Origin of the sequence: Agriterribacter sp. (genome assembly GCF_035497235.1) — a bacterium.
GTDB lineage: Bacteria > Bacteroidota > Bacteroidia > Chitinophagales > Chitinophagaceae > Agriterribacter.
Genome location: NZ_DATJEB010000051.1, coordinates 153,351 through 166,936 on the forward strand (window position 1 = coordinate 153,351; position 13,586 = coordinate 166,936).

Consider the following 13,586-nt stretch of genomic DNA (forward strand, 5'->3'; position numbering starts at 1 on the left):
AATATACTAAATTGGGTGAAGGGGGCAACTATTATTTTAACAAATTATAGGCCAATAAACTTAAAACATAGGCCAGCCCTGTCATATACAGCAATTGTATAAGCGGCCATTTCCAGGAGCGGGTTTCACGTTTTACAATGGCCAGGGTGCTCATGCACTGCATAGCGAATACATAAAATACCATAAGCGATACACCGGCGGCAAGTGTGTAAATTTTTGCTCCGTTTGTCCAGGTGGCGGCACTCATTTTTTCCCGCAGGGTAAGGTCATTTTCATCGGCATTACCGCCTACACTGTAAATGGTAGCCATAGTGCCTACAAATACTTCCCGTGCCGCAAAGGAAGTAATAAGCGCGATGCCTATCTTCCAGTCGTATCCTAACGGTTTAATGGCAGGCTCAATAGCTTTGCCCAGTATGCCTACATAAGAATTTTCAAGAAGCGCTGTTCTTTTTTCTTCTTCTAGTTCCCCGGCATTGTTTGGCTGCTGCAGGGCCAATTGTTCGTAGTGTACTTCAACAGCGTTCATTCTCTTGGGCGGACCATAGGTGCTTAATGCCCACAGAATAAGAGAGATCACCAAAATTACCCTGCCTGCTTCAAATACAAATATCTTTGCTTTTTCTACCATTATTACCAGTACGTTCTTCCAGCGTGGCGCACGGTACACCGGTAGCTCAAGAATGAAAAAGCTTTTTTCTTTGATCCGGATAAACCATTTCATTACATACGATACCACAAGCGCCATCACCACGCCCAGGAGGTACAGCCCTGTCATTACCAGCCCGTGTAAACTAATAAAACCTAAGTAGAAGGTATTGGGTATCACCAGGGATATTAAGATGATATATACCGGCAGCCGGGCACTGCAACTCATTAAAGGAGCTATCATAATCGTAAGCAGCCGTTCTTTTTTGTTTTCAATATTACGGGTACTCATAATGGCGGGTACCGCGCAGGCAAAGCTGCTGATCATGGGCATTACGCTTTTGCCGTTAAGCCCTACTTTGCGCATAAGCTTATCCGTTAAAAAGCTAATCCTGGCCATATAGCCTGTATCTTCCAGGATAGTGATGAGCCCAAACAGGATCATAATCTGGGGAATAAAAACAACAATACCCCCCAACCCTGCAACCACTCCGTTTACGATCAGATCGCCAAACCAGTTTTGAGGCAATACGCCAGCCAGCCAGCTGCTCCATTCGCCAAATATCCACTCAATAGCGTCCATAGGGTATTGCGCCAGCCAGAAAATGCTTTGGAACAGGATACCCAGTACACCGAGTAATATAATATAACCCCAAACGCGGTGCAGTAAAATACGGTCTAACCGGTCGGTAGCCAGTTGCTTTTCCCTGGGGTCGGTTTCCACAACGGTTTGCTGCATAATATGACGGATGCGGGCATAGCGCTGTGTAATTTCTTCTGCCTGTACTTTGGTATGATTGAAACTATGTTTTCTTTCTATATCCTCTATCGTATCCTGCATAGGAGCATCCAAGGCAAATGACTCGTGATGAATGAGGTAGTGAACGGCGGCATAATCACTGATCCGGGGAAATATTTTTTTGACATCATCTATAGCAGCCTGTGATAAATCGCTCGCTTCAATAAAATTTCTTGAAGGCGGCTTGTACAGTTGCCGGGCTGTTTGATCAATCGCCTTTTTAAGCTCACTTATACCCTTATCCTTTCGTGGATTAACAGGTATTACCGGAACGCCTAATTCTCTTTCCAATCCCTGCACATCTATCGAAAGCCCCTTTTTGGAAGCAATATCCATCATGGTAAGGGCTATCACCACCGGCTTTTTCAGGTCTATTACCTGCGATGCAAAAAGAAGGTTGCGTTTCAGGTTGCTTGCATCCACAATTAAAACGTATAACTCCGGTTTTTCGGTTGAGCCGGGGTTCATCATTACATGATAGGCAACCCATTCATCGCTGCGCCGGGGGTATAAGCTATAAGTGCCGGGTAAGTCTATAATATTAGCGGTAAGCGCAGTTGAAATTTTAGATTGGCCTGATTTTTTATCTACGGTTACGCCCGGAAAATTACCTACCTTCTGTTTTAACCCGGTTAGCACATTAAACAAAGAGCTTTTGCCGCTGTTAGGGTTACCGAGTAATGCAATATGTACCTGTTGTTGTTTCAATATTGATTTTTAGAGGTTTGCAAAAATACGTGCAAATCAATTTGCGATAGTTACGAAATCGGTAAAGGAGTGGTAAAATAGATAAATATGGCATGAAAAATGAACATACATATAATTTAAAATGACTAACCCTAACTTTGCGGCTGTTGTTAAACAATTTTATCCTGAATGAAAAGAATACTATTTGTCCTCCTTGTTATTTCACAATGTGGTTTTGCTTTCTCTCAAAAATTAAGAAAAGCCGACAGGCAGATTGTTGAAAGCCTTAAAAACAATATTCAGTTTCTGTCTGATGATAAGCTGGAGGGCAGGCGGGCCGGTACTGATGGCGAAAAAATCGCCGCCGAATTTATCATCAGTCAGTATAAGGCGGCAGCGCTAACACAAAAAGGAGACAAGGGTACTTATCTGCAATCTTTTGAAATAAAGGATGGCAGGCAAATCAATAAAGCTACCATGTTCCTGGTAAACGGAAAGGAGCTGAGCCTGCAAAAAGATTATTTTCCCCTCGCCTTTAGTGCCGGCAAGGCTGTGGCAGAAATACCCGTAGCTACATCCTTGTCTGAAAGAGGCGCCCCCTGGTTTAAGGATATGGAAGCCGTGATGGACGAAAACCGGGATAATCCTCATTTTGATATATATGAATATATAAAAAAGGAGGCAGGTATAGCCGCGGATAAAGGGGCTACGGCTTTAATACTGTTTAACAGCGATGAGGATAACAGCGATGGGATTCAATTTAATAAAAAGGATGTGTCAGCCGCACTTGCTATTCCTGTAATTTACCTCACCAAAGCGGGCAAAGAAACTTACCTGAAGGATGCTTCAGCTATTTATGACATTCAGCTTAAGGTAGATATTGGAGAAGGTAAGCGAACGGGGCATAATATTATTGGTTATATTAATAATAATGCGCCTTCAACTGTTATTATTGGCGCGCATTACGACCACCTGGGATATGGTGAAGACGAGAATTCGATGCTGCGGAATGGCTCAAAACAAATTCACAATGGCGCAGACGACAATGCCAGTGGAACTGCCGCCTTAATAGAGCTGGCTAAATTGTTGTCTGCATCAAAAGCAAAAAACAATAATTATCTTTTTATCGCTTTTTCGGGCGAAGAGTTGGGGTTGTTCGGGTCAAAATATTTTACAGCGCATCCAACCATTGATATCTCTTCGGTAAATTATATGATTAATATGGATATGGTGGGCAGGCTGAACGACAGCTCCAAAACCCTTACCATTGGCGGCTATGGCACTTCACCGGCATGGAGCGAAGTACTGTATGCGCAGAAAAAGCTGCCTTTTTCCATCAAGATTGATTCCAGCGGTACCGGTCCCAGTGATCATACCTCTTTTTACCGCAAAAATATCCCGGTATTATTTTTCTTTACAGGACTGCACCAGGATTATCACAAACCCTCTGACGATGCGGATAAGATCAATTATATCGGGGAACTACAAATCATAAAGTATATTGCCGGATTGATAAAAGACCTGAACAAAAAAAATAAACTGGCGTTTACCCCAACAAGAGAAGTGCAAACGGCAACCAATGCACGGTTTTCCGTTTCGCTCGGTATTATGCCCGATTATACATATAGCGGTGCAGGCGTTAGGGTAGACGGGGTAAGTGATGGAAGAGCCGCCCAAAAAGCAGGATTGAAAACCGGAGATGTGGTAGTGCGTTTGGGAGCATATGCGGTAAATTCGCTGGAAACCTATATGCAGGCGTTAAGTAAATTCAAAAATGGCGATAACACCACTGTTAATGTAAAAAGAGGGAATGAAGACCTGGAATTTGACATTACGTTTGTAAAGTAATGAAATTAGCAATAGACAATAATGTGCTGGCAGAAGATTTCTTTTCTGATACAAAAGTAATGGGTATTGTTGCGCCGGTAAAAGATTACAGATTTTGCTGGTTACTGAATCAAACCTTAGGCTGCGATTTCAGGCTGAACAGCGATATAGAGATACAGCTTGCCAGGAAAAGCCGGCAGTATTTTTTTTCGGTATATGAATATGGAGAAGCGGGTACTTCGCTGGTGCATTATATATATAGTAACCAGTTTGAAGGAGAATACCTGCTGCCTGAGTTCCGTCATCTCGATTTTTTATGGTTGATGAAAGGCGATGATGTACAGGATAATTATATACATTACCTGCAGCAATCTATAAGAAGCATACCCGGCGTGCAACTGATTATTGAATTGGAAAAAGAAAAAATAAAAAACAAAATGCACCTGGTGTTTTAAAGCAAATGTGGGAAATATGGAAATAGGAAAGTGTGAGAATTGAATACACCTGCACCCTGTAACTTCTATAAACTTTACAATCATGTGGAAAGAAGAAAACAATCAACTGTATAAAAAATTTGAATTCGGAAATTTCTCTGAAGCGTTTGCATTTATGACAAGAGTGGCGCTGGAAGCGGAAAAGATGGATCACCACCCCTTATGGACGAATGTGTGGAATAAGGTGGAAATATGGCTTTTCACGCACGATGCCGGTGATATGGTTACGGAAAAAGACAGGAAATTATCGGAGAAGATTGATAAGCTGGTGCAGGGGTAAGTAAAACCCGAAGAAAGAAACTCAAAATCCGAAGGAACCCCGGTAAGCGCTCATCTGACGGCTGAAAAGCTGATAGCTGAATAGGTATCCTCATTTCCACATTCTCACACTTCCACATTTGTATTTATAATCCGCGCTATCACTTCCGGGTAATGTGTATGCTCCAGCACCTGTATTTTTTTTGCCAGGGTTTCGGGCGTATCTGTGTCGCTTACGGGGCAGGTAACCTGGAAAACAGGTTTACCATGATCAAATTGTTCATCTACATAATGTATTGTAATGCCGCTTTCTTTTTCTTTAGCTGCTATTACGGCCTCATGAACAAAATGGCCATACATACCTTTTCCGCCGTATTTGGGTAACAGGGCCGGATGAATATTAATAATCCTGCCCGGGAAAGCGTTTATCAGCGGAACGGGTACCTTCCATAAAAAACCGGCAAGAATAATCCATTGTATACCGCCTGTCTTCAAATCACTTATATAACTATCTCCCCGGAAAAAGCGCTCTTTTTCAATTATTAAGGATGGAATACTTTCTTTTTCAGCAATATCCAATACCCCGGCGCCGGGCTTATTGCTGGCTATTAAAGCCACGGAAATGGAGGGATGTTTGCGGAAATGGTCTATGATCTTTTGGGCATTGCTTCCTGTTCCCGAAGCAAAAATGGCAATGCGTTTGCCTGGTTCCTTAGGCTGAGGGTTGCTGGCAGGCCGAACAATCTCCGGTTCCATATTAGTATTAATTTTATTGGGAACAATATTTTTTGGGGGTGACAATGTTTTTCCTTTCCCGTTTTTCCTGCTCATTCCGGTCTTTTCCCCTTCCTGGTCAATGGCAATACCCAGTCGTTTCAAAATCTTCTTTTCGTACTTCCAGAAAAAGGGAAATTGCCCGAACAGGAAAGCCACCAGCAGCAAAATGGCCTGGTAGCCCAATATAAGCATGCCCAGGCGCAGTAAAAATTTCCATAACCAGAAAGTTTCCCCGGTAAAACCCACCCATGCCGTAATTACTTTGGTAATCCACGCAGTGCTGCTTCCGGTAATAGCAAATACGCACAGAATGAATATAAACTGCGAACTGCTTACACCCCATTTTTGTTGAAGCCTTTTTAGCATGATCGCCTGCAAGATCATGAAAAAGAAGGGAATATCAATAACTGTGATAATCTAAATATGATGCATAGACGAACTTACAAAAACATGACAAAAATTTATAAGCCGTAGTGAAGATGTGCTGTAACTTAGGCCAGATCAGGGAAAATTTTTTTCGGAAATGTTAATATTTTATCAACGTCTTGACCTATTTTTGCAGGCGTACGGAATGTTCACCTCAACACAAACTCCGGGATATAATGAGCTACCACCGATCAATTGTTGTAAAAAAATTAATATTTGGATCAGCGCTTGTCTTCTCTCTTTTTTTTCTGGTTACTATAACCAATGCACAGGATGGTAAGGCCATTTTTAACTCAAAATGTGCTGCCTGTCATAACGTTTTTAAAAATTCTACCGGTCCTGCTTTAGGAGGAATGGAAGAGCGCGGCCCATGGAGCGACAGAAAGAAACTATATGCATGGATTCACAATCCTGCCGCTTTCATAGCCAATGACCCCTACACGCAGGGTTTAAAAGCTTCTCATAACAATATATTAATGCCAGGCTTTTCCGATCTTACAGAAGGGGAAATAGATGCTGTTGTTGATTATGTAAACGCCACATTTACCGCAGGTCCGGGTGGCGGCGCTAAAACAGCGCCCGGTGGGGCAGCGGTATCACCCGAACCCAAAACCGACAACACCTTATTATATGGTGTGCTTACGCTTATACTAGCGGTTATAGCGCTTACTTTATTACAGGTAAACAGTAACCTGAAAAAAATGTCTGATGATAAAGAAGGCATTCATGCTTCAGAACCTGTTCCTTTTTACCGGAATAAATTATATATAGCGCTGGGCATCATTTGTTTATTTTTAGTTGGAGGATATTATACCATACAGGGCGCTATAGGGTTGGGCCGCCATCAGAACTATGAGCCCGAGCAACCTATTTTTTACTCTCACAAGGTACATGCGGGTATCAATCAAATCAGTTGTTTATATTGTCATGGCGGTGCGCAGGAAGGAAAATCGGCGAATATTCCTTCTGTAAATGTGTGTATGAATTGCCATATGGCGATCAATGAATACACAAAAGGACCTCAGTTATTCCGTCCCGATGGATCGGAGGTAAATGGAACAGCAGAAATTCAGAAACTGTATTCTTATGCCGGCTGGGATCCCAACAAGCAGCAATACACGGGAGAGGGCAAACCTATTGAATGGGAACGTATCCACAACCTGCCCGATCACGTTTACTTTAATCACTCCCAGCACGTAGTGGTAGGTCAGCAGCAATGCCAGACATGCCATGGTAATATTACCGAAATGGATGAAGTACACCAGTTTGCCGATTTAAGCATGGGCTGGTGTGTGAATTGCCACCGCGATACGAAGGTTCAGTTCACGGATAATAAGTTTTACAGTATTTATGAAAAGTTTCACGATGACATCAGGAGCAAGAAAATTGATAGTGTAACAGTAGAAATGATTGGTGGAATTGAATGTCAGAAATGCCACTATTAATGTAACCATTATCTAATAAAGAGATATCCTGTATCTCATGATTAGCGTTGGCAAATAAATTTTTTAAAAGCGAAGTATATTATATTTATTTAATAACATTTTTCCGGATTGTGATTGTAAGCGGAAATGATAAGTGAAACTGGTAAATTCCGGAATTTAAAAGCTCCTTTTGGGGTTGGGTATGAGTCAAAAAAAATACTGGCAAAACTTAGGTGAACTAAACAATACAGAAGGCTACCAGAAACTGGTAAAAGATGAGTTTCAGGAAGACTTGCCCTTTGAAGAAGATGGTAAAGGCATACTGGATGCCAAAAGCCCGCGCAGGGATTTTCTGAAGTACCTCGGGTTTAGCACCGCTGCCGCTGCATTAGCCGCAGGTTGTGAAACGCCTGTTGTAAAAAGTATCCCCTATCTTAATCAGCCCGAGAATTTAACACCAGGCGTAGCGCAATATTACGCTACTACTTTTGTAGCAGAGGGTGATGTGGTACCGGTTGTGGCAAAAGTAAGAGACGGACGGCCTATTAAATTAGAAGGCAACCCGCTTTCTTTTATTAATTCAAAAGGTGAAGGTACATCTGCAAGAGTGCAGGCTTCAGTACTTGATTTATATGACACGGGAAGGCTGCGTTATCCTGTAGAAATAGCAGCTAAAGAATTAAAAGAGCTTCCTTCTTTTGAAGCGATAGACAAAAAAATTACCGGTGAACTATCGGGGTCGCAGGTTGTTTTACTTACTTCTACCCTTAATTCCCCTACTACCCAGCAAATTATCAGCGATTTCCTGGCAAAATACCCCGGAAGCCGTCATGTACAGTATGACGCAGTTTCCTACAGCGGCTTGCTATTGGCCAATGAAATAGCTTACGGTAAAAGAGCAATTCCTACCTATCATTTTGATAAAGCGAAAGTTATTGTTGGACTGGATGCCGACTTTTTGGGCACATGGTTAAGCCCGGATGAATTTTCAAGTCAGTATGCGGCAGGCCGGAAAATTAACCAGAAAAATCCTGAAATGAGCAAGCACATCCAGTTTGAAGGCGTGCTTAGTTTAACAGGAGCCAATGCAGATGACAGGTATATCCACCGCCCTTCGGAAACAGGCGCGGTAGTGCTTAACCTGCTGGCTAAACTGGGAGGCAATGTAAGTGCTCCTGCTATAGCCGATGAAAAGCTGAAAAAAGGAATTGAGCTTACTGCCGGTTTGCTCAACGATAATAAAGGTGCGGCGCTGGTGGTATGTGGCAGCAATGACCCCAATATACAGGTGCTGGTTAACGCTATTAATGAAATGGTAGGCGCTAACGGCACTACCATTAACTGGGCCAATCCATTATTAACCCGCAAGGGTATAGACAGCGAAATGGACCAGTTGGTAAAAGACCTGAATGCAGGAAGTGTAGGCGCATTGTTTATATATGAAGCCAACCCGGCTTATAATTATCATAACGCGGCAGATTTTATTAAGGGACTGCAAAAGGTAAAGCTCTCGGTTTCCTTCAGCGACAGGGCAGATGAAACTTCCGGCTTATGCAAATACATCATTCCGCATCATCACTACCTCGAAAGCTGGGGCGATGCCGAAGGGCGCACCGGGTTCTTTAGTCTGCTTCAGCCTACTATAGCGCCTTTATTTAAAACCAGGTATTTTCAAACTTCGCTGTTAAAGTGGAGCGGCAGCAATACGGACTACGAAGATTATTTTAAAAATTACTGGATTACAAAATTAGGCAGCCAGGGTACGTTTGATAAAGCCTTGCAGGATGGCGTAGTGGAACCGGCTGCATTATCTTTCGCCACCGCAGTTTATAATGGTGCGGGAGTAGCGGATGCCGCTTCAAAGCTTAGTGGCGGAAGCCCGGCTGGCAAAGTGGAGCTGGTATTGTATCAAAAAGTTTCGATGGGCACGGGCGCTGCTGCAAACAATCCGTGGTTACAGGAAATGCCCGATCCTATTACAAGGGCTACCTGGGACAACTACGCTGTTATTTCCTATGCCATGGCAGCCGAACTGGGTATTAAGTTAGACGATCAGTATGAAGTAGAATTTCATAAGCCCGTGGTAGCGTTTACCATCAATGGAAAAGAAGTGAAGCTGCCCATTCTGGCAGTACCCGGCGTGCATCCTAATGTAATTGGCGTTGCGGTAGGATATGGAAGAAGCGAAGGCGCCGGACGTGCAGCCAATGGCGTGGGTTACAATGCTTACCCGTTGGTAAGTGCCAAAGAAGGCGCCCGCCAGTATTATGTTACCGGTGTAACAGATTATAAAAAAACGAAAGACACTTACGATATAGCGTATACGCAAACACACAACCAGTACGAAGGCCGTGTGGAAGTGGTGAGAGAATATGCCCTCGCCGATTTCAAAAAGAACCCCGAAGCTATTCCGGATTACCGCCAGGAGCTGGCAGAAGATTTTGCGAAAAAAACAGGCGATTTCCGGGCGGAAGGTACATTGTATCCCGTGTATGAATCGCCGGGAGCGCATTGGGGCATGAGCATTGACCTGAATGCCTGCACAGGCTGCGGTGCGTGTACCATTGCCTGTATGGCCGAAAACAATGTGCCTGTTGTAGGAAAAAGTGAAGTAAAGCGTTCGCACGAAATGCACTGGCTGCGTATAGACCGTTATTTTGCCTCTTACCGCGATAATACGGAAGGAGATAATTTGAACGTAGTGTTTATGCCCATGCTTTGCCAGCATTGCGATAACGCACCCTGCGAAAACGTATGCCCGGTATCGGCAACCAACCATAGCTCGGAAGGATTAAACCAGATGGCGTATAACCGTTGTATTGGTACCCGCTATTGCGCCAATAACTGTCCGTTTAAAGTACGCCGCTTTAACTGGGCCGATTATAACGGGGCAGACAGTTTCCCCGATAACCAGCATCATAAAGGAGTGGGTAAATTGGATGATGCCGTGCTGATGATGAATGAAGACCTGACCCGCATGGTGCTTAATCCTGATGTAACCATTCGTTCACGCGGGGTAATTGAAAAATGCAGCTTTTGTGTACAGCGTTTGCAGGATGCTAAATTAGTAGCTAAAAAATCGCAGGATCCCTCCGTGATCAGGGATGTAAAAACTGCTTGTATGCAGGCCTGTTCTACAGGAGCCATTGTATTTGGCAACGTAAATGATAAAGAAAGCAAAGTGTATAAAATTCGTACGCAGGAACAAAACCAGCGTGCATACTATGCCCTGGAACACATACATGTGCTGCCCAATATCAACTACCTTGCTAAAATAAGAAATACCGGCAGACCCGTAGGCGTTAAAGATGAATTTGCGGAAAAGAAAGCCGCCGCGCATAAGGCGCAACATTAAGAAAATAAGTATACTAAACGTAGCATAATAAGATATCTGATTTCTCAACATTAATATACAAACTCCTGTTACGGATTTGCAGGATAAAATTAATTAGTAAATGAGTTTGACTAAATACGAATCTTTCGTCAGGGAACCATTGGTAGATGGAGACAAAACCTACAGCAGGGTTACGGAAGATATTGTGTATACTATTGAAACCAAGCCTACCCGTTTATGGTATATCGGACTATATATATCCATCGCCCTGCTCTTGTTCGGCGTGTATTCCATATATCGCGAAGTAACTTATGGTGTTGGTCAGTGGAACCTGGGCAAAACCGTTGGCTGGGGCTGGGATATTACCAACTTTGTATGGTGGATCGGTATTGGTCATGCCGGCACCCTTATCTCCGCTATTCTTTTACTGTTCCGCCAGGGCTGGCGAACAGGGGTAAACCGCGCTGCGGAAGCCATGACTATTTTTGCGGTAATGGCCGCGGGTCAGTTCCCTATCTGGCACATGGGTAGAGTATGGCTGGCATTTTTTGTAATGCCTTATCCAAACAGCCGCGGTCCCTTATGGCCTAATTTTAACTCACCGTTATTGTGGGACGTGTTTGCCATATCAACCTACTTTACACTTTCCCTGTTATTCTGGTATTCAGGTTTAATACCTGATGTGGCAACGCTCCGCGACCGGGCTAAAACCAAATTCAGAAAATTATTCTATGGCATAGCTTCATTTGGATGGACAGGTTCTACAAAACACTGGCAGCGTCATGAAAGCCTTTCATTAGTACTTGCCGGGTTATGTACGCCGCTGGTATTGTCTGTACATACCATTGTATCATTCGACTTTGCCACTTCCATTGTTCCCGGGTGGCATACTACTATATTTCCTCCTTATTTTGTTGCCGGCGCCGTGTTCTCAGGGTTTGCTATGGTGCAAACGCTGATGCTGATCACCCGCAGGGTAATGAACCTGCAGGATTATATTACTATCGGGCATATTGAAGCCATGAACAAAGTAATTGTACTAACAGGCTCTATCGTGGGTTGCGCCTATCTTACAGAACTGTTCATGGCCTGGTATGGTGCTAACATATATGAATACGATGCTTTTTTCAAGTACCGCCTGGCTGGTCCCTATGGCTGGAGCTATTGGATTATGATGACGTGTAACGTGGTTTCCCCCCAGCTATTCTGGTTTAAAAAACTAAGGAGAAATATAGAGTTTACTTTTATCATGAGCGTGGTGGTAAATGTGGGCATGTGGTTTGAACGGTTTGTAATTATTGTTACCTCCATCTTCCGCGATTATCTTCCTTCTTCCTGGTCGCTCTATTATCGTCCGAGTATTTATGAAATAGGATTTTATTTGGGCACTTTCGGATTATTCTTTACCTGTTATTTCCTGTTCTCAAAATACTTCCCTGTAATTGCTATTTGGGAAATCAAGCATGTTTTGAAAACAACCGGTGAAAATTATAAGGCTAAAATGAAGGATCTAGAAAAATTGAGTACGGATGAGTTTTATACTAAAACACACCAGCATTGAGGGTAATTAGTTAAAAGTCCGGAACATAGAATCATATTGAACACAGATTTATTCACCTTAAAAAACCCGTTGGTTTAAGGTTATGACAATAAAAAAATTTGTAGTGGGATGCTTTGATGATGAAGATATACTGTTTCCCGCGGTAAGGAAAGTGCGTAAAGCAGGATATAAGATTCATGACGTATATACCCCTTTCCCCCTGCATGGATTAGATAAGGAGCTCGGCATGAGGGATACCAGCCTGCATACGGCAGGATTTATATATGCGCTTACCGGCCTTACTACCGCGTTGGGTTTTATTAGCTGGATACTTACTATGGACTGGGTGCAGAACTACGGTGGTAAGCCCCATTTTTCTCTTGCAGCCTGGATTCCTATTATGTTTGAGCTAACGGTTTTATTTTCCGGCGTAGGAATGACCCTCACTTTTTGTTATCTCTGCCAGTTGGCACCTTTTGTAAAAAAACATCATTTTCACGCCGGGGCAACCGATGACCAGTTTGTGATGGTTATTGAATGCACTTCAGGCACCAATGTGCAGGAGGCAGAAAGTTTCCTGTCTGCGGCGGGCGCAAAAGAAGTGAATATACAAATGGCAGAAACCGGCTGGTGGTTAGGAAGGTACGACATGGACAAAAAATTATTTGATCAGAAAACCGATATGCTAACGGCTTAATGCAAAAAAGACAAACTTATTCCCGAATGAAACAGATACCAGTTATAGCATGCGTTTTTGTTGCGGTAGTATTGACTGTGGCAAGCTGCAGTAATAATAATAAAAAGCCCGGCGCTACCTATATGCCCGATATGGCTTACAGCCGCGCTTATGAAACCAACTCGGAGAATGATATTTTTCCCGATAAGCAAACCAACCGCACCCCCGTTGCCGGTACCATAACAAGAGGCCAGTTACTCCCTTTCCGTATAGAAAAGGATGCTGCAGGAGATACCAGCAATTTTGCTAAAGCCAGAACGGTGCAGAACCCTCTTCCTGCATTAAATGAGGCCGATTTGAAAGAGGCGGAAAGATTGTATTTAATTTATTGTGGCATATGCCACGGTTCTAAACTGGATGGTAACGGTCCGCTATGGAAAGATGGAGACGGCCCTTTTCCCGCCGCTCCCAAAAATTTGTTAGACCCTGCCATTGTTAGCCAGGGTGACGGACAGATTTTTTACACCATCACTTATGGCAAAAACAAAATGGGAAGCTATGCTTCTCAGTTAAATCCGAAGCAACGCTGGATGGTGATAGATTACATGAGAGGAAAGCAGGGCGTAAAAAAAGATATAACTACCGCTGTGTCCGACAGCAGCGCGGCAGCAAAATAGAAACTGATTAAGTATTAAA

10 protein-coding genes are annotated in these 13,586 nt (G+C 43.3%); 8 read left to right on the plus strand and 2 right to left on the minus strand.

What is annotated here, in order from left to right:
- Window positions 1–31: 31 nt before the first annotated feature.
- On the minus strand, window positions 32–2,155 hold the full coding sequence (gene feoB, locus VL121_RS17920; RefSeq protein WP_325407918.1) for a ferrous iron transport protein B: 2,124 nt from the start codon (window positions 2,153–2,155) through the stop codon (window positions 32–34).
- Window positions 2,156–2,323: 168 nt separating this feature from the next.
- Here feoB and VL121_RS17925 point away from each other — a divergent pair, with 168 nt between their 5' ends.
- The 3 genes from VL121_RS17925 (at window position 2,324) to VL121_RS17935 (ending at window position 4,735) form a co-directional block, all read left to right on the plus strand.
- The gene (locus tag VL121_RS17925) at window positions 2,324–3,982 is read left to right on the plus strand and encodes a M28 family peptidase (protein WP_325407920.1); all 1,659 of its coding nucleotides are present in this window, start codon (window positions 2,324–2,326) and stop codon (window positions 3,980–3,982) included.
- Entirely contained in the window at window positions 3,982–4,416 is a 435-nt protein-coding gene (locus VL121_RS17930) for an IPExxxVDY family protein (RefSeq protein WP_325407922.1), read from the plus strand. The genes VL121_RS17925 and VL121_RS17930 overlap by 1 nt, the downstream gene beginning before the upstream one ends.
- Window positions 4,417–4,498: 82 nt before the next feature.
- Window positions 4,499–4,735 (plus strand): 4a-hydroxytetrahydrobiopterin dehydratase, encoded by a 237-nt coding sequence (locus VL121_RS17935; RefSeq protein WP_325407924.1) that lies wholly within the window; start codon window positions 4,499–4,501, stop codon window positions 4,733–4,735.
- A gap of 104 nt (window positions 4,736–4,839) precedes the next feature.
- Here VL121_RS17935 and purN read toward each other — a convergent pair whose 3' ends face one another.
- Complete coding sequence (purN, locus tag VL121_RS17940; protein ID WP_325407926.1) at window positions 4,840–5,856, minus strand: phosphoribosylglycinamide formyltransferase; 1,017 nt, start codon at window positions 5,854–5,856, stop codon at window positions 4,840–4,842.
- A 236-nt stretch (window positions 5,857–6,092) separates the two neighbouring features.
- Here purN and VL121_RS17945 point away from each other — a divergent pair, with 236 nt between their 5' ends.
- The 5 genes from VL121_RS17945 (at window position 6,093) to VL121_RS17965 (ending at window position 13,567) form a co-directional block, all read left to right on the plus strand.
- Window positions 6,093–7,361 carry a c-type cytochrome gene (locus VL121_RS17945; protein WP_325407928.1) on the plus strand — a complete coding sequence of 423 codons (1,269 nt, stop codon included), beginning with the start codon at window positions 6,093–6,095 and terminating at the stop codon, window positions 7,359–7,361.
- A gap of 181 nt (window positions 7,362–7,542) precedes the next feature.
- Window positions 7,543–10,695 (plus strand): TAT-variant-translocated molybdopterin oxidoreductase, encoded by a 3,153-nt coding sequence (locus VL121_RS17950; RefSeq protein ID WP_325407930.1) that lies wholly within the window; start codon window positions 7,543–7,545, stop codon window positions 10,693–10,695.
- A 100-nt stretch (window positions 10,696–10,795) separates the two neighbouring features.
- Entirely contained in the window at window positions 10,796–12,235 is a 1,440-nt protein-coding gene (gene nrfD, locus VL121_RS17955) for an NrfD/PsrC family molybdoenzyme membrane anchor subunit (RefSeq protein WP_325407932.1), read from the plus strand.
- 82 nt (window positions 12,236–12,317) lie between these two features.
- On the plus strand, window positions 12,318–12,911 hold the full coding sequence (locus VL121_RS17960) for a DUF3341 domain-containing protein (RefSeq protein WP_325407934.1): 594 nt from the start codon (window positions 12,318–12,320) through the stop codon (window positions 12,909–12,911).
- A 26-nt stretch (window positions 12,912–12,937) separates the two neighbouring features.
- Window positions 12,938–13,567 (plus strand): c-type cytochrome, encoded by a 630-nt coding sequence (locus VL121_RS17965; RefSeq protein ID WP_325407936.1) that lies wholly within the window; start codon window positions 12,938–12,940, stop codon window positions 13,565–13,567.
- Window positions 13,568–13,586: the final 19 nt, after the last annotated feature.

Excerpts from the sequence above, each read along its gene's own strand:
- VL121_RS17925 (WP_325407920.1), top strand. The coding sequence starts at position 2,324 with ATGAAAAGAATACTATTTGTCCTCCTTGTTATTTCACAATGTGGTTTT.
- VL121_RS17930 (WP_325407922.1), top strand. The coding sequence starts at position 3,982 with ATGAAATTAGCAATAGACAATAATGTGCTGGCAGAAGATTTCTTTTCT.
- VL121_RS17935 (WP_325407924.1), top strand. The coding sequence starts at position 4,499 with ATGTGGAAAGAAGAAAACAATCAACTGTATAAAAAATTTGAATTCGGA.
- purN (WP_325407926.1), bottom strand. The coding sequence starts at position 5,856 with ATGCTAAAAAGGCTTCAACAAAAATGGGGTGTAAGCAGTTCGCAGTTT.
- VL121_RS17945 (WP_325407928.1), top strand. The coding sequence starts at position 6,093 with ATGAGCTACCACCGATCAATTGTTGTAAAAAAATTAATATTTGGATCA.
- VL121_RS17950 (WP_325407930.1), top strand. The coding sequence starts at position 7,543 with ATGAGTCAAAAAAAATACTGGCAAAACTTAGGTGAACTAAACAATACA.
- nrfD (WP_325407932.1), top strand. The coding sequence starts at position 10,796 with ATGAGTTTGACTAAATACGAATCTTTCGTCAGGGAACCATTGGTAGAT.
- VL121_RS17960 (WP_325407934.1), top strand. The coding sequence starts at position 12,318 with ATGACAATAAAAAAATTTGTAGTGGGATGCTTTGATGATGAAGATATA.
- VL121_RS17965 (WP_325407936.1), top strand. The coding sequence starts at position 12,938 with ATGAAACAGATACCAGTTATAGCATGCGTTTTTGTTGCGGTAGTATTG.